Below are 20,694 nucleotides of genomic sequence, written 5' to 3'. Positions count from 1 at the left end.
GTGCGGATGAACGCGACGTCTTCGTCCGACACTCCAATCGGCTTTCTAGGAGCTGGCTCCCGTGCACGCCTCCTTCAATGATCGTGGGATCGACTGGCGATCAATGAAGACGGATCAACGCAGCAAGCGTCTGATCGCCTTCGAGCTTTTTGATCTGCTCCAAGAGAATGCTGCTGCGCTTCGCCATCTCGCCTTCAACGTGAGGAAGTGCGGCATCGAGCAGCATCATGAGGTCACGCAGAACCGATCCGGGGAAATTTGCTCGTCCAAACTCGAAATTGACGTCGAGTGAGCCGTCTGCGAAGAATTTTGGCGACCCCTGCAGGGCTCGAACCTGCGACAACCTGCTTAGAAGGCAGGTGCTCTATCCAGCTGAGCTAAGGGGCCGGCGCCGCGCCGTGGCGGAGGCAAGCCGGCGACGACAAAAGGCGCCGCCGGCAAGCGTGCTGCGCCTCAATGCGTCCAGGGCTGGAGGCGGTTGAAGCGGAAATTGTCGCTATAGGAGACATTCTTGCGGGTCGGGTCCTTCGGCGCGATGACGCGATAGTCGATGCCGTTGCGCTCCGCATAGGCAATCGCCAATTCGGCGCTGTCGAAGGTCAGCTTCAGCTGCTGACGCGTATCGCGCGAGCTCGTATAGCCCATCATCGGATCGATCGTGCGCGGCGTTTCCGCGTCGAATTCCAGAACCCAGAGATTGGTCTTGGCCTTGCCGGACTGCATCGCGGTCTTGGCCGGGCGATAGATCTTGGCAGACATCCGTTCGAAACTCCAAGCATGTCCCAGTGCGCCGGGCTGCGGCACCGGCTTTGACGTTCTCCATAACGCAGCAGCGGCAAAAACGGAACACGCCGCCGCGGCCGAGCTGGCAAAATTTCTCGCACCGGCCCGCCCCTCCCGGCTGCGCAAAAGGCTTGCGGCCGCGGCCGCCAGCGTGTATCTCGCAGCTCAACGGTCGCTCGGCCGGGCTCGGAGTGTAGCGCAGTCTGGTAGCGCATCTGGTTTGGGACCAGAGGGTCGGGAGTTCGAATCTCTCCACTCCGACCACTTCAACCGTCCGAGCTGGAGAACTCAGCGACAATTCATTTCCTGAAGATGGAAATACGCCCCTCCCCAAGCGGGCTGTCGATAGTTTGCGGGGCTGTCTGTTGGCCTGATCTCGTTCGCTCCCAACAAGCCCGGCCAATCCACCCCGTCGTCGAAGCCGATGAATGTCGTTGGCGCGATCAAGCGCTCTGCTTTGCTCCCTGGCTTCTGAACGCGACAGAACTGTTCCCCAGCGCGGCGCCACCGCCCGTCGTGGAGAAGCCAGCCCTTCATGGTTGAATTCTCCCGTTGCACCGCCATGTTCACTATGACGGCGATGAGGGCTGGAGGGTGTCATGCGGGATGCGAACGATCTGATCTCGGCCTTGATCAAGACGGCCAACCGCCGGCAGGGCCGCCGGGCGGAGGATGTGCGCGGCCTGCTTCTGGACGCAGTCGCGTCGATCCGGGCGATGCGGGACGAAATTGCGCGCTGGCCGAGCCCCAATGTCAAGGATGCCGTTCTTGGCCTCGAAGAGGTGGCGCAGACGGTCGAGGAGGGTTCGGCGGGCGGCGCGGAGATCGACGCCGCGCTCATCGATGCAGCCGACATGCTGCGTGACCTCCACATCGTCCTGGATTCCGGCACCGAGATCGACGTCAAGGAACCCATTCCGCTGGAGCCGCCGACCAACACCTATCCGGCCTGAGGCGCGAACAGCCTCCGAGCCTTAAACTCTCCTCCCCTCAGTGGCCGGGCTCGAGCACGCTTGCCTTCGGGTCGATGGCGCCGGTCTCGTCGCGAACGGTGAGGGACAAAGCATAGACTGCGGCCATGCAGAGGAGGCTGACGACCAGCACGGCGGCGATGATGCGGGGACCGGTGTGAAGCTTCATGGCGCTAGAAGCGGCCCACTCGGGGAAGGTTCCGCGTGATCCTCGGCGTCGGCAGCAAAAACGGCTCTGCCCGGAGTGATCTCACGCTCGGCTCACCGCCGCCGGCCCTTGCGCAGCCGGACCGCGTACCACCCGCTGAGGCCAAGCAGCGGAACGGCGAAGCCGGCAAAGGTCGCACCCCCGAGGTAGTGGTGGCCGATCACGCCCAGGATACCGCCCAGCGCAAAGCAGAGGATCGTCGCCAGATGCAGCGCGAGCCCGAAGCGGAGACCGGATTTGCGCGGGTCCGTGCCCGGCATCATCAGCAGAGCAAGTTCGATCCCCATGTCGGTGGCGGCGCCCGAGACATGCGTGGTTCTCACCCGGTTCGCGGAAATGCGCGACGAGGCGGCATTCTGCATGCCCATGGCGAGAGCGAGCGCTCCGACCGTCAGGACAGGATCGGGCGCTACGGTGCTCACGGCTGACGACAGGCTGACGGCAATCAGAATGGCCGCCTCGCCGGCAAGCGTCAGCGCATAGATGCTGCCCCATCCCCGCCGCTTGCCCCATTCGATCAGGACTGAGGCGAGGACGGCGCCGAGGATGAACAGGCTGACCACGGTCAGGAATGCCAGCGCCACGGCGAGATGCCCGACGGCCAGGAAGTCCGACGCCAGAGAGACATTGCCTGTCATGTTGGCCGAGAAGAACTGGAAGGCCAGATAGCCCGCGCTGTTCACACCCCCGGCGACGAGCGCCAGGGAGGATCCCAGCATCAGATCGGTTCGCGGCGTTCGCCGGTCGTTTTCGTGGATCAGCATGCCCGTCGCACTGCAGAGTGTGGCCTGCGAGAATACGCGTCAGATCTTAACAAGGGTGCCGCGCTGCAGGTCTTTCCGCCACGCCGTATGGCGCCTCGCGCAGCGTCGGTCCCCGCGAGCATCGGGGCGGTGCAGGGCCCTTCAGGCTCGAACTTCCCTCTGAAAAACCTTCAATGCATGCGCCTTCATCGAAATGAACTGCGGATCGGACATCGCGCCCGCATCGCGTAGCCTCGCCAGCGGGAACGTCAGATATTCGGCAATGCGGGTTGGGCGAGGTGATCTCACCGAGCCCCAAGGCAGCCGAAGCTGCGCCATTTGCGAAGCCCTCCAGGCGACATGCAATCATCGCTTCCACCACTTGGGTGGCGCTGGCAAACTTCATTGAAAACCAAGGATGCGGCTTCAAGCGCAAGAAGGCTTCGGCGCGTGGAAGAGGCTTTGAACGGCATGACACAGCTTCTCTGATCAGACAGGGCGTATCCGACACCCGAGATTGCTGACAGCAAGCGGCATGCCATTCAAAAGATCATTGTATTCGCTTGACTTTCCGCTCGGGCGCGGCACCGGAGCGAAGGCTCGCGGCCAGTTTGCATACATGCCATCGTTTTTTGCTGTTTTAGTATTAAATTATGTTTATGGATCAATTGCTAAGCAGGGGTTCGTCGGGACCCACCCTGGTTGAGCTCACCGTCTGGAATGGCTATGTGCAGTGCGGCGCCGCACGGCGGTTTTGGCAATGGCGAGGCTTTTCCCTATGACTCCAGACTTTCTCGTCACCCATTCCGGTGGTTTCCATGCCGATGAAGTGCTCTCCAGCGTCATTCTCACTCGGCTCTTTCCCGAGGCGCGGCTGGTGCGCAGCCGTGCTGCGGAGTGGATCAGCCCCAAGCCGGACCGGATCGTCTATGATGTCGGCGGCAGCTATGATCCCGATCAACGGATCTTCGACCATCATCAGCGCGGCGCGCCGGTCAGGGCCGATGGCGCGCCCTACAGCTCCTTCGGCTTGATCTGGAAGAGCTTCGGGCGCGACTATCTGTCTGCTCTCGGCATCGCCGAGCCGGATCTCGATGCCGTACATGCCGGTTTCGACGCGGGCTTCGTCCTGCCCGTCGATCTCGTCGACAATGGCGCGCTCGATCCAGCACAGGCGGGGCCGCTGGCCGGGCTGACACTGCCCGCGCTGATCGAAAGCCTGAAGCCGGTCTTCGACGATCCCGATCCAGAGGCAGATCAACGCTGCTTCGAACGCGCGCTTTCGATTGCACGCCACTTCGTCGAGGCCGAGCTCGGTCGCAGCGCCGCAAAACTGCGGGCGCAAGCTCTGGTCATGGCTGCGATCGTCAAGGCCGGAGAGAGTCCTGTCTTGGAACTGCCGCGCGGCATGCCCTTTCGTGCCGCGATCGAGAAGGCTGGCGCCGATCACCTGCTCTTCGTCGTTCACCCGCGCGATGCGGATTGGTGCGTGACCGGTATCCGCCTGCAGGAGGATGGCTTCGATCTGCGGGCCGACCTGCCGGCACAATGGGCGGGATTGACGGGGACGGCGCTCGAAGCCGTATCCGGCGTTGAAGGCGCCACCTTCTGCCACAAGGGCCTGTTCGTCGCCGCCGCCAAGACCCGCGAGGCCGTGTTGCGCATGGCCGATCTTGCGGTCAAGGATTGGCAGGCGCGCGACGTGTCGCGTCCGGTCGCGCTCGACTGACGGCCCGGCATGCCTGCCCATTCCGGCAGCCCTGCCCTATCTTGTCAAAGAGGCGGTCCTGCGGGACGGCTGCAAAGTGAGACTGTGAGGAGTGAGACGCGATGAGCGTGGCCTTCATGAAGGAGGAGAGCGCCGAGACTGCAGCGGAAACCCTGCTGCCGGACCGGCCGATCTCCTCCGAGCCGAACCTGGTGACGGATAGCGGACTGCAGGCGCTCGAAGCGCAGCTGCAGGCTGCACAGGCCGCCTATGCCGCCACAAATGCGATCGAGGACGTCAACGAGAAACGCCGGCAGATGGCCGGCCCCTTGCGCGACATCCGCTATTTCTCCGAACGGATCCGCACCGCCCAGCTGGTCCCCGCACCGACCTCGACGGAGATCGTCGCCTTCGGCGGGACCGTGACCTTCGCGCGGGAGGATGGTCGGGTGCAGACCTATCGCATTGTCGGCGAGGACGAAGCCGATCCGAAGGCTGGTTCGATCTCCTTCGCCTCCCCCGTCGCCCGCCTCCTGATGGGCAAGCGGATCGGCGACAGCGTCAGCCTCGGCGAGCAGGAGCTTGAAGTCGTGTCGATTGCCTGACAAGGACGGGGCGCCGACACGCGCATCATCCTCGACAATGGACGGCCGCAGCAGGGCCTGATGGAAACCACCCTCTATCTGCCGATCAAGGCCTTTCTGGAGCACGCTGGCTATGTGGTCAAAGGCGAGATCGCCGGCTGCGATGTGGTGGGGCTCAGGGAGGGCGAGCCGCCGGTGGTGGTGGTCTGCGAGCTGAAGCTCGCCTTCAATCTGGAGCTGATCCTGCAGGCGGTCGATCGGGCCAGCATGGCGGACGAGGTCTGGATCGCCGCCCGCATCTCGGCCAAAGGGCGCGGACGCGAGAGCGACAAGCGCTACCGCGATCTTTGCCGAAGGTTAGGCATCGGCATGCTCGGCCTGACGGATGGCGGCCAGGTCGAACTTCTCGTCAGCGCGGTCTCGCCCATGCCGCGCACCAATCCGAAGCGGCGCACGCGCCTGGTGCGTGAGCACCGCAGCCGCAAGGGCGATCCGGCCCTGGGTGGATCCACGCGCGTGCCGATCCTCACCGCCTATCGCCAGCAGGCCCTTGCCTGCGCCGCAGCGCTGGCGGCCGGGCCGTTGCGACCGCGCGATCTCGCGCCTGTCGTTGCCTCGGCAGGCCAGATCCTGCGCAGCAATCATTATGGCTGGTTCGAGCGGATCGACCGCGGCCTCTATGGCCTGACCGATGACGGGCGAAGGGCACTGGACCACTGGGCCGGATCGTGAACCCGCGAATGGCCGCCGTTCAGCGCGCCGCCACCACCACCACGCCGGCGCCGACCATGACCCCGCCTGCCGTGCGGTTCACCCGCCGCACGACGGCCGGTGTCCTCAGGAGCCGCCGACCCTGGCCGGCGAGGAGCACATGGCCGCCGATGACCACGGCCTCGACCGCCAGAATGATCGCGGCCAACACGGGAAGATGAGCGGGTGTCAGCGCGTTGCCGAGAAGGCTCGGCAGCAGCGCCAGGGCGAAAAGCGGCATTTTCGGATTGCCGAGATTGAGCGCCAGTCCGGTCGCGAAGACCGAGAGCAGGCCGCGGCGCTCGGCAAGCGGGCGATCTTCGGGCACCACCGGCGCCGCCGTCCAGAGCATGACCCCCATACAGACCAGATAGGCGGCGCCGGCGGCGCGCAGGATGGTCATCACCGTCCCCATCTCGGCGGCGATCATCGACAGGCCAAGCGTGGCGAGCGTGAGATAGATGAGGATCCCGACCACCGTGCCGGCGCCATAAGCCAATCCTGAACCTGCGCCATGCGAAAGAGTGCGGGCGAGGATCGTCATATTGTCCGGGCCGGGGCTGGCAGCGAAGACGAAGAAGGCGCAGGCGAAGGTGAGCAGCGTCGAAGCGTCCATCGGATCTCTCTTCCGGTTCGTGAGAGGATGAGCATACGCCGATCCGCGAGAAGAAAAAGTGCGTCTTCAACCAGCGGGACCGAGACGGGCAGTGCGGACAGCTTATTGCCGTCGATGAAGCTGGACGGCCGTGTACAACCGATTGCTCAACCACTAAGGTCAAGCGGTAGAGCGCCAGCGCAGGGGTTTTCCCTCCCCGATTGGGCAGGATCCGCTGCTGCGCCGGCCACTCCCGCGCAGAACCGGGCTCCTGAAAATGCCTGGAAATGGTCAGCAGCGGACGCCCGAGATACGGATCGAACCATTTGCCATTCGGTTTGTTGATTTCGGACAAGACAAGCGAAGTGGCGAAGTTGAGCGTGCGATATTATCTCTACATGATCAGGGGCGACGAGATAATCCGCGATATGGAGGGCGAGGAGTTCGAAAGCCTTGCCGAGGCGGTGGACGCCGCGCAGCAGAGCCTGCGGGATATGGCGGCCGAACATCTTACGCAGGCCACCCGGATGACGATGAAGGCGATCGAAATCTATGACGAGACGGGACGGCATCAGACCTCGGTGGAGGCGGTGACAGCCATCGCTGCCTGCCTGCCTCCTTGGTCCTGATCGTCTGGGTCGAATGGACAAAAAAATTGGCCCCGCCATTTCCGGCGGGGCCATTTTCGTCAATAGAGATAGGTGCTGAAACGGCGTACGTAAGTGCGCATGCCGGCCCTAGAACGAATAATATATACAAAAGTTTCAGCGCAGGTTTCGGTTTTTCAAGATGCGGCAAAAATGCCACAGAGCCTCGAGCCCTGCTGCATGTTCAACGTTCGAGATTCTTGGGTAAGTGCGCGATGCGGATCGGCGTAGGAGCTCTCCGGATCGCAACTCACTCAGCGATGACGCGCGATCCTCTTGTCATTTTTCGAAGGCGCCCGTGGCGGGCAGATCGTCATTCTCGACCGGACCGTTCTTTTCGAGATCCTGGCGATGCGCGTCCGCCTTCTTGGCCAGCGCCTCGCGCTCCTGATCGGCCGTCTCGCCGGTGCGGGAGGCATCGCTCGTCTGGTTGGCATTTTTCTCGGACATGGTGGTCTCCTATCAGGACGACCAACCGGGGGAGAGGCGCATTGTTCCTTCGGTCAAGGATGATTATGCCACCTCCGGGTGTGGGACACCCGCTCGCTCCCACAGTGTGGTAGCCGGCCCGCGGTTGCAGGCCGGCCCCGATCGATCAGAAGCTCTTGCGGAAGCCGACGAGCACGGCGTGGGACGAGAAGTCCGTATCCGACCGGCTGCCATCGCGCGCCGTGAAGGAGAAGCCGTCGGCCGCGGTGTAGCGATAGCCGATGTCAAAGGTGGTGTTGTCGAACAGGGCGACGGAGTTGAATAGGCCGAGCTGTTGCAGCTTGATGCCGACGCCGGCATCGAGATGATAGGCAAAGCGCGTATCGTCATCATCCATGACCACGCCGGTGCCGGAGACGCCCTGGCGCCGCAGTTCGAGATTCATGACGCCCACGCCGCCGCCGATATAGGGGGTGATCGCTGCCATGCCACTGAGGGGCATATCGAGATAGCCGTTCACATAGCCGGCGATCTGGCGGGCATCGCCGAAGCTGTCCGTTGATCCCGCGCCCGCGCCGTTGACGCGATGCTGATCGACCGAGGCATTGCCATAGCCGACTTCCAGTTCGATCCGCGGCGAAACGAAACCCATGTCGCCGAAGCTGTAGCCGGCGCGCACGGCGCTGTAATAGCCGACGTCATAATCCGTATCGATATCGGCGCCAGCAGCGTCGAAGGAAGTGTCGTCGAGGAAAGTCAGCGTGTTGACCGAGCCGAGATAGAAACCGCCGCTGGTCTCGACCACCACCGGCCCTACCGGTTCTGTCAGGTCCGCTGCAGCGGCGAGGGAGGCGGGGACAGCCAGTGCGATACCGGCCAAGAGGAGCGTGGTGAACCGCATCATGGCGATCTCCTTCAACAGGGAACGACGCACGGTTGCACGCCGGATGCCGAAGCAAATAGACCGCTTACCCAAGAGCCGACAGGGCAGAGGGCGGGATTTCGCCTCACGGGCAGCCGGCAATCTGCCGGCTGTTGCTGCAATGACACGAACGCCTGACAGACGACCGCCGGCACTTTGGGCGCAGAAACGCCTCCGCCGACAAGAGGCGAAGGCAAGACTGGGTTGTGCAGCCAAGCCCGGGCCGAACCAATACGGCCCGGATTCTGAGGCTCACCAAGGGCTAGATCATCACCTCGCCGCCGGTGACGGGAATGACGGCGCCGGTCATGTAGCTGCCGAGCTCCGAAGCGAGTAGCACATAGGCGCCGGCGAGTTCGGCCGGCTGGCCGGCCCGGCCGATCAGCGTCTGCTTGCCGAAGCTCGCCGCCTTTTCGGCCCCCATGGTGGAGGGGATGAGCGGCGTCCAGATCGGACCGGGTGCCACCGCATTGACGCGGATTCCCTTGTCCGACAGCATTTCGGCGAGGCCGGCGGTGAAGTTGAGGATGGCGCCCTTGGTCGAGGCATAGGCGAGCAGCTGCGGCGACGGCTGGCGCGACTGGATCGAGGTCGTGTTGATGATCGCGCTACCGGGCTCGAGATGCGGCGTTGCGGCCTTGGCCAGGAAGAAGGAGGCGTAGATGTTCGTGCGGAAGGTCGTATCAAATTCCTCCGCCGTTATATCGGCGATATCGTCATAGGTGCGCTGGAAGGCGGCATTGTTGACGAGAATGTCGAGCCGGCCGAGCTCATTGACCGCGCGCTCGACCAGGGCCTTGCAGAACTCCTCCGACTGGATATCCCCGGGTGCGACGATCGCCTTGCGCCCGGCCTCGCGCACCCAGCGCGCGGTCTCCTCGGCATCCTCGTCCTCGTTGAGATAGGAAATGAGGATATCGGCACCCTCGCGGGCATAGGCGATTGCCACCGCCCGGCCGATACCGGAGTCCCCGCCGGTGATCAGCGCCACCTTTCCAGTGAGCAGTCCGTTGCCGCGATAGGTCTGTTCGCCGTGATCGGGGATGGGGTCCATCTTCGCGGTCAGCCCGGGTGGGGCTTGCTGCTGCTCGGGCTGCGGCGGGATCGGGCGGCGGGCATCGGACATGGGTCTCTCCTTGGCAAGATTGCCGAGGCTAACGGGAAGCCTCCCGCAGGGTTCCCTGCCACGGCCGCTCCAACGCCGGTTCGATCATCCTTTGCACAGGCTGCAGGGGCCGGCTGACGCAGCATGTCACGCAGGAACTTTCGACGTCGCCCCCGCTTCGATGGCTCCTTGATCAACAGCCACCATGAGGCAGAGCGTGCAGGCAGACAGGACGAAGCAGGAACCGGGAGCGGGCGGCGAGGCGAGCCGCGTCGTGGTTATCACCGGTGCATCGAGCGGCATTGCACGGGCGGCTGCCCTCCTCTTTGCGCAGGAAGGCTGCGCCTTGGTCCTGGCGGCGCGCGATGCAACCGCGCTCGACCACGTCGCCGAGGACTGCCGGGGCCGCGGCGCGCGGGCTCTCGCCGTCCCGACCGATATGAGCGACGAGGCGGCGGTGAAGGCGCTTGCCAGTGCGGCCGTCGAGGCTTTCGGGCGGATCGATGTCTGGGTCAATTGCGCGGCAGTGCTGATGTATGGACGTGCCGCCACCCAGCCGATGGCCGAGTTTCGCCAGGTGATCGACACCAATCTCTTCGGCTATGTCCACGGCACGCAAGCCGCCCTGCGGGCCTTCAAAGCCCAGGGTGGCTGGGGCTGCCTGATCAATGTCGCCTCGATGCTCAGCCTGTTCGGCGACCCCTATCTCAGCGCCTATGTGACCAGCAAATTCGCCGTTCGCGGCTATACCCAATGCGTTCGCCAGGAGATGCGCGCTTATCGCGGCATCCATGTCTGCACCATTCTGCCGACCGCTATCGACACGCCGATCTACCAGAAGGGCGCCAACCGCATGGGCCGGCAGATCCGATCGATCGCGCCGCTCTACGCGGTGGAACGGGCGGCGCGCGCCATCACCACCGCCGCCCGCCGACCACGGGCCGAAATCATTGTCGGCACCTATGGATATCTGATCGCGCTCGGGCTGCGAATCTCGCCGCGTCTGGTGGAGTGGATGGTGGCGCTGCTGGCGCCGAAGATCCAGTTCTCGCGCCGCAGGCAGGCGGCGAGCCGCGGCAATCTGTTCGAAAGCACAGGGCCGAACCAGGTCAATGGCGGCTGGCGCGCCTTCTGGCTGCGCCGCCTCTGGCGACGATAGCCGGACGGACGACAGATCGCCCGACCGTCAAGCCGCAATTTGCAATCAGGCCAAGGCAAGCACAAGTGCGACGATCACCGCTGCGCCCAGCACGAAGAAGCCGACGAGCCGAAGAATGAAGCCGGGACTGGTGCCGCCCTGCGGCTTCGTTTCCATCGAACCCGGCTTGCGCATGGCCGTGTCGTAATTGTTCTGGTTCTCCTCGCGCCGCGGGCGCCGCTGCGTGTCGAGGGCCAACTGCGCCTGTTCGGGCGACATGGGGGAACCGCCCGCTTCGCCATCGGTTTCCATCGGCGCCGCCGCAGGGTCGAAGCCTTCGCGAATATCGCCGGTCTCGCCGGCCTGGATGGCGCCGCGCACCTGTGCGGCTGTCGGCTGCTTGTCGTCTCGCATTCTTTGCCCTCCTGGCGCCGGACCTTGTCCGGCATGAAGGCCAACCGCCGGCCGGTACGATCGTTCCTATGCCGTTTCGAGGCAAACTCGACGCGGCGGAGCGTGTCGGCGCGATGCAGCCCCGTTCGGCCCTTGCCGGGCTTTGCCGTCGAGGGCCTCAGGGCGAGGAGGAGGTCGCGGCGGCCGGCGGTGCGGGATCGGCACGGTTTGCCTTGGACCAGCTCACAGCGCCGGCGACGATTGCGCAGACGATGATCCCGATCAGGGTCAGGTAGAGCGCCATGTGGCGTCGGCTGCTCGGTTGATCCATGCTGTCTCTCTCCCCTGGGCCTCCCCGGCAACACGATCGAAATCCTTGCCCGGGCCCGCCTTCCCAACCGGGAACCGACGCCGCGGTTCCCGCGCCCGCCGACGCCCCTGTGGGTGCGATCGGCAAAAGCATTCCGGATGCGATACACGGCCCGAGACAGGCGCTCGTCTAGCTGGATGCGCGCTGGCGGGCGTCGCATGGCCGGGAGTCCGCGCGCGCCAGGGTCGGCTGTGTCGGGCGCTCACCAAGCGAGAAAGCTGCGATCTCGCCCGCGAGGCCTTCCTGCGCTGAGCCGCGGAGGCGACGATGCTTGCCGCGTGAGGCGAAGTGGATCCTCCACCTGCGCTGATGGAACCCGAGCGCCTTCTGCCGGTTCGAGCGCGGGCGGGCGACCGTGCATGGATGGCGGAGAGGCGACAGCGAAGGGGGATGCGATGGACGGAGAAATGAATTGGACCAGCCTGATCTTCGGGCGCCTCGGCTGGGGCGCGCTGCCGCTTCATGAACCGATCCTCGTCGCCACCTTCTGCGCCGTGGCGCTGGGCGGCGTGGCGATCATCGGCGCGCTCACCTATTACCGGCTCTGGGGCTATCTCTTCCGCGAATGGCTGACCAGCGTCGACCACAAGAAGATCGGCATCATGTATATCGTCTTCGCGGTGGTGATGATGCTGCGCGGTTTTGCCGATGCGATCATGATGCGCTCGCAGCAGGCGATCGCGGTCGGCGCCAATGAAGGCTTTCTACCGCCGCACCATTATGACCAGGTCTTCACGGCCCATGGCGTGATCATGATCTTCTTCATGGCCATGCCCTTCGTCACGGGTCTCATGAACTTCGCCGTGCCGCTGCAGATCGGCGCGCGGGATGTGTCTTTTCCCTTCCTCAACAATCTTTCGCTCTGGTTGAGCGTGGCGGGGGCCGTGATCATCATGATCTCCCTCTTCGTCGGCGAATTCGCCCGCACCGGTTGGCTCGCCTATCCGCCGCTTTCCAATGCCGACTACAGTCCGGGGGTCGGCGTCGACTATTATATCTGGGGCCTGCAGGTGGCCGGCGTCGGCACGACGCTCTCCGGCATCAATCTCATCGCCACGATCCTGAAGATGCGGGCGCCGGGCATGACGATGATGAAGATGCCGATCTTCACCTGGACCTCGCTCTGCACCAATATCTTGATCGTCGCGACCTTTCCGATCTTGACAGCTACGCTCGCGCTTCTCGCCCTCGATCGCTACGTGGGCACGCATTTCTTCACGAACGATCTCGGCGGCAATCCGATGATGTATGTCAACCTCATCTGGATCTGGGGTCATCCGGAGGTCTACATCCTCATCCTGCCCGCCTTCGGCATCTTCTCGGAAGTGGTCGCCACCTTCTCCGGAAAGCGGCTGTTCGGCTATGCCTCCATGGTCTATGCGACCGTGGTCATCACCATCCTGTCCTATCTGGTCTGGCTGCATCACTTTTTCACCATGGGGTCGGGGGCCAGCGTCAACGCCTTCTTCGGCATCACGACGATGATCATCTCGATCCCGACCGGGGCGAAGGTGTTCAACTGGCTCTTCACCATGTATCGCGGCCGCATCCGCTTCGAGCTGCCCATGCTCTGGACGGTCGGCTTCATGGTGACCTTCGTCATCGGCGGCATGACCGGTGTGCTGCTCGCCGTGCCCCCGGCCGATTTCGTGCTGCACAATTCGCTGTTCCTGGTGGCACATTTCCACAATGTCATCGTCGGTGGCGTGGTGTTCGGGGCGATCGCCGGCGTGATCTACTGGTTCCCCAAGGCCTTCGGCTTCGCGCTCGACCGGTTCTGGGGGCTCATTTCCTTCTGGTGCGCGCTGATCGGCTTCTGGGTCACCTTCATTCCGCTCTATGCCATGGGGTTGATGGGCGTCACGCGGCGGGTGAACCATCTGGCCGATACCTCGCTGCAGATCTGGACCGCGATGGCCGCGATCGGCGTGGCGATCAGCGCCATCGGCATCGCCGCCACCCTCGTCCAGCTCGTCGTCTCCTTCCTGCGCCGCGAGCAGCTGCGCGATGTCACCGGCGATCCATGGGACGGACGCACGCTCGAATGGTCGACCTCCTCCCCGCCGCCCGACTACAACTTCGCCTTCACGCCGATCGCCTATGACCGCGACGCCTGGTACGACATGAAGCTCGGCGGCGCGCAGCTCCCGACAGCGGGTTTCCGGCCGATTCACATGCCGAAGAACACGGCGACCGGCCTCGTCATCGCCGGCCTCAGCATTCCCTTCGCCTTCGGCCTCGTCTGGTACATGTGGTGGATGGCGGCCTTGAGCGCGCTGGCGATCCTCGTCGTCGCGATCGGCCATACCTTCAACTACAAGCGCGATTTCTCCATTCCCGCCGAGGATGTGGAGAAGACCGAGCGGCGCCGGCTCGAAAGCCTGCCCCAGCCGGCCGAATAGAGGCGAAACATTCCGGCGCGCCGAGGGTTGGGCTTCACACAACAAGGAGTGTGCGCATGATCACCGGAACGCAGATGATCTCCGAAGTCCGCGGCCTCGGCATCACCGTGGAATTCATCGACGATGTGGAAAATGTCGTATCCGTGCGGCTCGCCGGCCGCGACGGCGCGGTCAACCGCAACAATGCCGTGGCCGAGGCCCGGGGCCTCCTGGAGCGCCTCGTTTCGACCGGCGCCCTGCCGGGCCACCTCGACACGCCGCAGAACCAGGACGGCGAAGCTGCAAACCCTGCCTCGTCCGGGCCGCAGACTGGCGACAGCGGGGATGCGGACAGTACGGCCGAAGACGATGTGGCCCATGGCCGCCGCCCGGGCACCGAGCGCGGCGCGCCGACAAAGGAAGGCGACCGGCCGCTGAACAACGAGCGGACGGAAACCGATCCGCGCCGCAACAATGCCGACAGCACCCCCGGCACGGGCATGCTGCCCGAGCTCGGCAGCGACGACGACAATGTTTCGCCCTCGGGCTGACTCCGGCTAAGATCGGCTTTCAGCTCTGCCGGTCGCCGCTCAGGCGGCGATCGGCGTGGGATCGAGCGCGATTCGGGCGCCGTCCGGTCCGAAGAGATGCAGCCGCTCCACGGGAAAACCGACCGTCAGTCGCTCGCCGGGCGTCAGAAGAGCGCGGTCGGCGGTGAAGATCTTGAAGGCGACCCCGTGGACGGTGAGATGCAGGATGATGCCGAGGCCGGTCGGCTCGACCAGCTCGACCGTCGCCTCCACCCCGCCCGCCGCGGGGCGGATCGCCACATGCTCCGGGCGGATGCCGAGTGTCACCGGCGTGCGCTCGCTGAGCCCCGGATTGCGGCCGAGCGGCACCAGCGTGCCATTGGTCAGCCGCACGGCGCTCTGCATCTCCTGCCCGGAGATCTGTCCTTCCAGAAAGTTCATGCCCGGCGAACCGATGAAGCCGGCGACGAAGAGATTGGCCGGCCGGTCATAGAGATCGAGCGGCGCGCCGATCTGCTGCACCTCGCCGGCATTCATGGCGACGATGCGGGTCGCAAGCGTCATCGCCTCGATCTGGTCGTGGGTGACATAGACGGAAGTCGCGCCGAACTCGCCATGCATGCGCTTGATCTCGGCGCGCATCTGCTCGCGCAGCCGGGCGTCGAGGTTGGAGAGCGGCTCGTCGAACAGGAAGGCCTTGGGCTGGCGTACGATGGCGCGGCCCATGGCGACGCGCTGGCGCTGGCCGCCCGAGAGCGCCTTCGGCCGGCGAGCGAGATAGGGATCGAGCCCGAGCTTGGCGGAGGCGGCCGCCACCGCGGCGGCAATCTTCTCTTTCGGACTGCGGCGCAGGCGCAGGCTGTAGCTCATATTGTCCGCCACGCTCATATGCGGATAGAGCGCATAGGACTGGAACACCATGGCGATGTCGCGGTCCTTCGGCTTCAGGTCGTTGACCTCGCGGCCGTCGATCTTCAGCGTGCCGGAGGAGATCGATTCCAGCCCGGCGATCATGCGCAGCAGGGTTGACTTTCCGCAGCCCGACGGGCCGACGAGCACGATGAACTCGCCATCGGCGATCGACAGATCGACGCCATGGAGAACGGGGTGATCGCCATAGGTCTTGACGATGCGGCTGAGCTCGATGGAGGCCATGGATTATCCTTTCACCGCGCCGGCCGTCAGGCCCTGCACGAGATACCGCTGGATCAGGAGGAAGAAGAGGCAGGCCGGGATGAGCGCCATGACGCCGGCCGCCATCATCTGCCCGAAATCGACCGAGAATTTGGACACGAAAGTGAGCAGGCCGACGGGGAAGGTGGCGCTGTCATTGCCGGAAATCAGCATCAGCGCGAAGAGCAGCTCGCTCCAGGCGGCGGTGAAGACGAAGCCGAGCGTGGCGGCGATGCCGGGAAGCGTCAGGGGTAGAATGATCTGCCGGAAGGCGGTGAACCGGCTTGCGCCATCGATCATCGCAGCATCCTCCAAGTCCTTCGGAATGCCGTCGAAGAAGGACTGCATGAGGAAGGTGGCGAAGGGCACATTGAAGGCGGTGTAGACGATGACGAGCCCGGTCAGGCTGTTGGTGAGCCCGAGCGGCGAGAGCATCTTGAAGATCGGCGCGACCAGCATGACCAGCGGAAACATCTGGGTGATCAGCATCAGCGCCACCACCGCATATTTGCCGCGAAAGGCGAAGCGCGACAGCGCATAGCCGGACAGCGAGGCGATCAGCGTCACGGCAATCGCCGTCGAGCCGGAGACGATCAGGCTGTTCTTGAAGAAGGTCGGGAAGGCGCTGTTCTGCAGCACGAAGCGATAGTGCTCGAGCGTGGCTTCCGACGGCCAGAGCCGCACCCCTTCGCTGTAGAGCAGGGAATTCGGCGTCACCGAGACTTTCAGCAGCCAGTAGAGCGGGAAGAGCGCGAAGACGATATAGGCGAGGATGGCCAGGCGGTGGGCGATGGTGAGGAGAAGGCGCATGGTCAGTCCTTCTCGATCAGCTTCTGGCGGATGACGACAATCACCATCGAATAGGCGAGCAGAAGGACGAGCAACACGAGCGCGATCGCCGAGGCATAGCCGAAATCGAGCCGCTTGAAGGCCTGGGTGAAGATATAGCTGGCGACAATCTGCGTGCGATCCGCCGGGCCGCCATTCGTCATGACGATGATCAGATCGGCGAAATTGGCGATCCAGACGGTACGCAGCAGCACGGTGATGGCGATGGTGGGCGCCAGGAAGGGCAGCGTGATCGAGGTGAAGCGCTGCAGCGGATTGGCGCCGTCGATCGCGGCCGCCTCGTAGAGGTCGCGCGGGATCGCCTGCAGCGCGGCCAGCAGGGTGATGGCGAAGAAGGGAATGCCCCACCAGACATTGGCGATGATCGGCCCCCACATGGCAAGCTGCGGATCGGCGAGGATGTTGTTGGGCGCCGAGAGCAGGCCAAGCGCCGCCATCCAGTGCGGCAGCGGGCCGATGACCGGATTGAACAGCCAGGCCCAGTTGAGGCCGGCGAGGAAGGTCGGCACCGCCCAGGGCAGGAAGACCAGCGCCTGGGCGAGGCCGCGGCCGGCAAAGGGCTTGTCCAGCAGCAGCGCCAGGATCAGCCCGAACAGGAATTGCAGGAAGACCGACGCGCCGGTCCACCACAGCGTGTTGCGCAGCGCGCGGTAGAAGGCCTGATCCTGGGCAAGCTCGCGAAAATGCGCAAGCCCGACGAAGCCGCCGGAGAACGGGTTGAGCAGCTGGATATCGCGGAACGCATAGGAGAGGCCGAGCACCAGCGGCACCAGCATGACGGCGATGATCAGCACCAGGACCGGGGCGCTGTAGAGCCAGGGCTCGGCAGCATCGGCGAGCCGCTTGGCCAGAGGCTTGGTCGGGGGCCGGCGCCTGCCGCCGGCCGTGTCGGTCGCTGTCATCCTCGGGGGTCCTTGGGTCCGGTCCATAAGGGCGCGCCGGGGGCGCATTGAAGGGCGGGTGCGCAGCCGGTGGAGAGGACCGGCTGCGCGATGGGGTTCGGCCAAAGCGGGGACGGGACACGCCGCCGCCTCAAGCCGTTCCGCGCATTGCTTACTTGGAGGCCAGGAACTTCTGCTGGGCCTTGGTCATATACTCGGCCCACTGCTTGGCGAGCTCCTCCGGCGTGATGTCGCCGAGCAGGGCTTCCTGCGAGGTCTTGATGACCAGCGAATCCTTGAAGAAGGCGAATTCTTCCAGATAGGTCGGCATGGTCGTCGGCACGGCGTCCTTGTCGGCCAGCTCGTCGAACCAGCCCTTGAACTGCTCGCTGGCATAGAAGGGATCCTTCTCGGCCGTCGTGTGCACCGGCAGCGCCCCGGTCTTCTTGTTCCACTCGATATTGCCTTCCGGCGCTTCGAGTGTGGAGATCAGCTTCCAGGAGAGATCCTTGTTGGCGGAGGAGGCCATCATCGACCAGCCGGCAAAGCCGATGGTCGGGAAGGTCTTGCCGTCCGGGCCCTTCGGCATGGTCATGATGCCGAAATCCTCGGCCTTCATGCGCTGGGCAATCGCGATCAGCGCATCCGGATCCTGGTCGAGGAAGGCGCAGGTGCCGGAATAGAAGCCGGCGACGATCTCGTTGAAGCCCCAGTTCACGCTGTCCTTCGGCGCCAGGCCGTTCTTGTAGAGATCGACCACATAGGTCAGGCCCTTGACCCAGCCGGGGCTGTCGAAGGTCGAGGTGCCGTCCTCGTTGAAGAACGTGTTGGAGCCGGCCATGCTGGCGCCGAACATGACCCAGCCGTTGAGACCGCCCGGGCCGCCGCGCAGGCAATAGCCATATTTGCCGGGGATGGCGGCGACCTTCTTCGAGGCTTCCGCGAATTCGTCGAGCGTCTTCGGCGGCGCGGTGACGCCGGCCTGCTCGAGCAGCTTCTTGTTGTAGAACATGGCCCGCAGATAGAAGCCATAGGGCAGCATATAGGCCGTGTCCTTGACGTCGCGACCGAGTTCCAGCGCGCGGTCGCTCAGGCTCTTGGTGTGCTCCCAGTCCTTGAGATAGGGCTCCAGGCTCTCCAGCATGCCGTTATTGGCATAGAGCGACAGCCAGGTGTCGGGCATTTCCATCACGTCCGGCACGTCGCCGGCCGAGACCATGGTGGCAAATTTCTGGAAGGCGTCGCTCCAGGGCAGAGAGATGATCTCGACCTTGGTGCCCGGATTGGCGCTCTCGAACTTGGCGACGATCGACTTCAGCGTCTCCGTGCGCTCGGGGCTGGTGATGACCTCGACGAGCTTGAGGGTCGTGTCGGCGAGTGCGGTCCCGGCCATCAGCGTGGCGAGGAGGGTGGCTGCGATCAGGCGTTTCATGCTGTTCTCCCTTTTTTCCTTGGATGCAGTCTGGTCGTCTCAGGCGGCGGCGGCCGGGGTCGCCGCCGTGATGGCGTGGTCGAGATCGCGCCAGAGCGCCTCGGTGCCTTCGAGCCCCACATGGAGGCGCACCGAGCGGGCGCTGATGCCGAAGCTCTTGGCGGAATTGGGTTCGGTCTTCTGCTGCAGCACGACCTCGCCGGGCACGATCAGGCTCTCATGCCCACCCCAGGAAACGCCGAGCTTGAAGAGCGACAGCCGATCGGCGAAGGCGCGCACGTCCACGCCCTCGCGGAAGATGAAGGAGAAGAGGCCGGAGGTGCCGGAAAGGCCCGGCGGCAGACGGTTGGCGAGGCCCGGATGGCAGACCGTTTCCACCACGTCGAGCGCCTGCAGGCGCGAGGCGATGGCGAGCGCCGAGTCCTGATGCTGCTTCATGCGCAGCGGCAGGGTGCGCAGTCCGCGCAGGATCAGCCAGGCGTCGAAGGGCGAGAGCTTGCCGCCCATATAGGGATAGGCCTCGGCGCGCAGCCGGTCGATCAGCGTCTTGGAGCCGGCCACCACGCCCGCCACGACATCCGAATGACCGCCCAGATATTTCGACGCCGAATGGAGGACGAGGTCACAGCCGAGCGAGAGCGGCCGCTGGAAGATCGGCGTTGCCCAGGAATTGTCGATCACCGAGATTGCCCCGTGACGCCGGGCGATCGCCGCGAGCGCGCCGACATCATGGGCTTCCATGACCCAGCTGGTCGGGCTTTCCATGTAGAAGAGCTTGGCGCCCGGCATGGCCTTTTCGACGGCGGCCTCGTCGCGCCCGTCCACATAGGTCACCTCGACCTTCATGCGTTTGAGCAGCGTGCCGAACAGGCGGAAGGCATCGGGATAGACATGGCGGACGGCGACGATGCGGTCGCCGGGCTCCACGAAGGTGAGAACCGTGGCGGAGATCGCGGCCATGCCGCTCGCAAAGCCGAGCGCATCCTCCGCCCCTTCGAGCCGGGCAAGCATCTCCTCGAAGAGCCGTACGGTCGGGTTCAGTCCGCGCGTGTAGACCGGCCGGCTCTTCTCGCCGCGATAGGTCTCCACCATCTCGTCATAGCTCGAGAAGGTGAAGAGCGAGGTCTGCACGATCGGCGGCACCACCGCATCGAAGGCGTGGCCGGCATCATGGGCGACGATCAGCTGGGCGAGGTCGAAGGGATCCTGGCCTGAACTCATTGGGACATGTCCTTGATATCTTCCTCGACGATCGCGAGGATCTTCAGCGTTTCCGCCCGCGCCCCTTCGGCATCGCCGGCGGCGATGGCATCGAACAGGGTGCGGTGAAAGGGAAAGGAGCGGGCCGCGAAATCGGGCCGGTCGAAAGGCTTCGACCAGAACCTCTCGAACCCTCCGCGCATCTGCTCCAGAAGCTGGCGGAACAGCGGATTGTGGGTGGCGTCGTAGATCGACAGGTGAAAGGCGAGATCGGCCTTTCCGGAGGTGCCTTCGGCCAGATGCACGGCTTCCATTTCGTTCAGCCGCGCCTCGATGATGACGAGGTCCTCCGCCGTCCGCCGCCGCGCGGCCGCCATGGAGGCCTCCGCCTCGATGCCGCGACGCACCTCCAGCGTCATCAGCAGCGCGTCACGCAGGTTCGCCGCCTCAAAGGAGAGCGGCATATGCACCGTGCCGGCCGAGATCGGCTTCAAGAGATAATTGCCGCTGCCCTTGCGGCTTTCGACCACCCCCAGCGCCTGGAACTTGCCGATCGCCTCACGGATCGTCGAGCGGCCGACATTGAGCGCGCTCATCAATTCACGCTCGGCCGGCAGGCGATCCCCCGCCTTGAGGCCCGCCCGCTCCACATAATCGGCAAGCGCTGCCTCCACCTGCTGCGCCCGGTTGATCGGAGGCAGTGGCGCGATGATCGGACGATCAGCGGACGCGATAGACAAGACGAAGGCCCTAGAATTGGTCTGACATCTTGCCAATTGAGAGAAAGATGCGCGGTCTGTCAAGCGTGCTAAGTCATGTGTTCCTCTCAGAGAAACGCGAGACAATGCCTGCCTTCGCGCCCCGCGACGTTGAAGACTGCAAAGCGCGGTCCTATATTGTGC

General features: G+C 64.5%; 24 protein-coding genes and 2 tRNA genes. 10 read left to right on the top strand and 16 right to left on the bottom strand.

Annotated features, from left to right (window positions below; translation table 11 throughout):
• Positions 1-61: 61 nt before the first annotated feature.
• Complete coding sequence (locus ACLE20_RS14305) at positions 62-292, top strand: hypothetical protein (RefSeq protein WP_410940972.1); 231 nt, start codon at positions 62-64, stop codon at positions 290-292.
• 18 nt (positions 293-310) lie between these two features.
• Here ACLE20_RS14305 and ACLE20_RS14300 read toward each other — a convergent pair.
• Positions 311-387, bottom strand: a tRNA-Arg gene (locus ACLE20_RS14300).
• A gap of 66 nt (positions 388-453) precedes the next feature.
• Positions 454-759 carry an ETC complex I subunit gene (locus tag ACLE20_RS14295; RefSeq protein WP_410940971.1) on the bottom strand — a complete coding sequence of 102 codons (306 nt, stop codon included), beginning with the start codon at positions 757-759 and terminating at the stop codon, positions 454-456.
• A gap of 211 nt (positions 760-970) precedes the next feature.
• Between ACLE20_RS14295 and ACLE20_RS14290 the strand changes: the two genes are divergently transcribed.
• Together ACLE20_RS14290 and ACLE20_RS14285 are read left to right on the top strand one after the other, a co-directional pair.
• Positions 971-1,047 (top strand) — tRNA-Pro (locus ACLE20_RS14290).
• Between the two features lie 335 nt (positions 1,048-1,382).
• Positions 1,383-1,736, top strand: a complete 354-nt coding sequence (locus ACLE20_RS14285) for a hypothetical protein (RefSeq protein WP_410940970.1) — start codon at positions 1,383-1,385, stop codon at positions 1,734-1,736.
• Positions 1,737-1,773: 37 nt separating this feature from the next.
• Here the strand turns inward: ACLE20_RS14285 and ACLE20_RS14280 are convergent, their stop codons facing one another.
• Together ACLE20_RS14280 and ACLE20_RS14275 are read right to left on the bottom strand one after the other, a co-directional pair.
• Positions 1,774-1,923 (bottom strand): hypothetical protein, encoded by a 150-nt coding sequence (locus ACLE20_RS14280; RefSeq protein ID WP_410940969.1) that lies wholly within the window; start codon positions 1,921-1,923, stop codon positions 1,774-1,776.
• 92 nt (positions 1,924-2,015) lie between these two features.
• Positions 2,016-2,681, bottom strand: a complete 666-nt coding sequence (locus ACLE20_RS14275) for a YoaK family protein (RefSeq protein ID WP_410940968.1) — start codon at positions 2,679-2,681, stop codon at positions 2,016-2,018.
• Positions 2,682-3,483: 802 nt separating this feature from the next.
• Here ACLE20_RS14275 and ACLE20_RS14270 point away from each other — a divergent pair.
• The 3 genes from ACLE20_RS14270 to ACLE20_RS14260 all read left to right on the top strand — a co-directional run bounded on the left by ACLE20_RS14270 (position 3,484) and on the right by ACLE20_RS14260 (position 5,729).
• Positions 3,484-4,434, top strand: coding sequence for an MYG1 family protein (locus ACLE20_RS14270; RefSeq protein ID WP_410940967.1), 951 nt, complete (start codon positions 3,484-3,486; stop codon positions 4,432-4,434).
• 101 nt (positions 4,435-4,535) lie between these two features.
• On the top strand, positions 4,536-5,018 hold the full coding sequence (gene greA / locus ACLE20_RS14265) for a transcription elongation factor GreA (RefSeq protein ID WP_410940966.1): 483 nt from the start codon (positions 4,536-4,538) through the stop codon (positions 5,016-5,018).
• A gap of 60 nt (positions 5,019-5,078) precedes the next feature.
• Entirely contained in the window at positions 5,079-5,729 is a 651-nt protein-coding gene (locus ACLE20_RS14260; RefSeq protein WP_410940965.1) for a DUF2161 domain-containing phosphodiesterase, read from the top strand.
• A gap of 19 nt (positions 5,730-5,748) precedes the next feature.
• Here the strand turns inward: ACLE20_RS14260 and ACLE20_RS14255 are convergent, their stop codons facing one another.
• Positions 5,749-6,363, bottom strand: coding sequence for a LysE family translocator (locus tag ACLE20_RS14255; RefSeq protein ID WP_410940964.1), 615 nt, complete (start codon positions 6,361-6,363; stop codon positions 5,749-5,751).
• Positions 6,364-6,707: 344 nt separating this feature from the next.
• Between ACLE20_RS14255 and ACLE20_RS14250 the strand changes: the two genes are divergently transcribed.
• The gene (locus tag ACLE20_RS14250) at positions 6,708-6,971 is read left to right on the top strand and encodes a DUF6894 family protein (RefSeq protein ID WP_410940963.1); all 264 of its coding nucleotides are present in this window, start codon (positions 6,708-6,710) and stop codon (positions 6,969-6,971) included.
• Positions 6,972-7,268: 297 nt separating this feature from the next.
• Here ACLE20_RS14250 and ACLE20_RS14245 read toward each other — a convergent pair whose 3' ends face one another.
• From ACLE20_RS14245 to ACLE20_RS14235, 3 genes are all read right to left on the bottom strand, one after another.
• Positions 7,269-7,439, bottom strand: a complete 171-nt coding sequence (locus tag ACLE20_RS14245) for a hypothetical protein (RefSeq protein WP_410940962.1) — start codon at positions 7,437-7,439, stop codon at positions 7,269-7,271.
• A gap of 145 nt (positions 7,440-7,584) precedes the next feature.
• Positions 7,585-8,322 (bottom strand): outer membrane protein, encoded by a 738-nt coding sequence (locus ACLE20_RS14240; RefSeq protein WP_410940961.1) that lies wholly within the window; start codon positions 8,320-8,322, stop codon positions 7,585-7,587.
• 280 nt (positions 8,323-8,602) lie between these two features.
• On the bottom strand, positions 8,603-9,466 hold the full coding sequence (locus tag ACLE20_RS14235; protein ID WP_410940960.1) for an SDR family oxidoreductase: 864 nt from the start codon (positions 9,464-9,466) through the stop codon (positions 8,603-8,605).
• 196 nt (positions 9,467-9,662) lie between these two features.
• Between ACLE20_RS14235 and ACLE20_RS14230 the strand changes: the two genes are divergently transcribed.
• Complete coding sequence (locus ACLE20_RS14230; protein ID WP_410940959.1) at positions 9,663-10,604, top strand: SDR family oxidoreductase; 942 nt, start codon at positions 9,663-9,665, stop codon at positions 10,602-10,604.
• A 45-nt stretch (positions 10,605-10,649) separates the two neighbouring features.
• On the opposite strand, the gene ACLE20_RS14225 is transcribed toward ACLE20_RS14230, so the two are convergent.
• Both ACLE20_RS14225 and ACLE20_RS14220 read right to left on the bottom strand, forming a co-directional pair.
• Positions 10,650-10,997: a hypothetical protein gene (locus tag ACLE20_RS14225; protein ID WP_410940958.1), complete on the bottom strand. Its 348-nt coding sequence runs from the start codon at positions 10,995-10,997 to the stop codon at positions 10,650-10,652.
• A 157-nt stretch (positions 10,998-11,154) separates the two neighbouring features.
• Positions 11,155-11,307 (bottom strand): hypothetical protein, encoded by a 153-nt coding sequence (locus ACLE20_RS14220; RefSeq protein ID WP_410940957.1) that lies wholly within the window; start codon positions 11,305-11,307, stop codon positions 11,155-11,157.
• A gap of 446 nt (positions 11,308-11,753) precedes the next feature.
• Between ACLE20_RS14220 and cyoB the strand changes: the two genes are divergently transcribed.
• Positions 11,754-13,748 (top strand): cytochrome o ubiquinol oxidase subunit I, encoded by a 1,995-nt coding sequence (gene cyoB / locus ACLE20_RS14215; protein ID WP_410940956.1) that lies wholly within the window; start codon positions 11,754-11,756, stop codon positions 13,746-13,748.
• Between the two features lie 56 nt (positions 13,749-13,804).
• Positions 13,805-14,278, top strand: a complete 474-nt coding sequence (locus ACLE20_RS14210; RefSeq protein WP_410940955.1) for a hypothetical protein — start codon at positions 13,805-13,807, stop codon at positions 14,276-14,278.
• 39 nt (positions 14,279-14,317) lie between these two features.
• Here ACLE20_RS14210 and ACLE20_RS14205 read toward each other — a convergent pair whose 3' ends face one another.
• The 6 genes from ACLE20_RS14205 to ACLE20_RS14180 form a co-directional block, all read right to left on the bottom strand.
• Entirely contained in the window at positions 14,318-15,412 is a 1,095-nt protein-coding gene (locus tag ACLE20_RS14205; RefSeq protein ID WP_410940954.1) for an ABC transporter ATP-binding protein, read from the bottom strand.
• Between the two features lie 3 nt (positions 15,413-15,415).
• Entirely contained in the window at positions 15,416-16,240 is an 825-nt protein-coding gene (locus tag ACLE20_RS14200) for a carbohydrate ABC transporter permease (RefSeq protein WP_410940953.1), read from the bottom strand.
• 2 nt (positions 16,241-16,242) lie between these two features.
• A complete protein-coding gene (locus ACLE20_RS14195; protein ID WP_410940952.1) occupies positions 16,243-17,181 on the bottom strand; it encodes a carbohydrate ABC transporter permease in 939 nt (312 codons plus the stop codon).
• 151 nt (positions 17,182-17,332) lie between these two features.
• Complete coding sequence (locus ACLE20_RS14190; protein WP_410940951.1) at positions 17,333-18,592, bottom strand: ABC transporter substrate-binding protein; 1,260 nt, start codon at positions 18,590-18,592, stop codon at positions 17,333-17,335.
• A gap of 39 nt (positions 18,593-18,631) precedes the next feature.
• Positions 18,632-19,813: a PLP-dependent transferase gene (locus ACLE20_RS14185; RefSeq protein WP_410940950.1), complete on the bottom strand. Its 1,182-nt coding sequence runs from the start codon at positions 19,811-19,813 to the stop codon at positions 18,632-18,634.
• Complete coding sequence (locus ACLE20_RS14180; protein WP_410940999.1) at positions 19,810-20,502, bottom strand: FadR/GntR family transcriptional regulator; 693 nt, start codon at positions 20,500-20,502, stop codon at positions 19,810-19,812. Before ACLE20_RS14180 ends, ACLE20_RS14185 begins: the two co-directional genes overlap by 4 nt.
• Positions 20,503-20,694: the final 192 nt, after the last annotated feature.

This window comes from Rhizobium sp. YIM 134829, assembly GCF_046546455.1.
The sequence above is the reverse complement of the archived record's forward strand: the minus strand, read 5'-3'. Positions and strand labels throughout refer to the sequence as shown.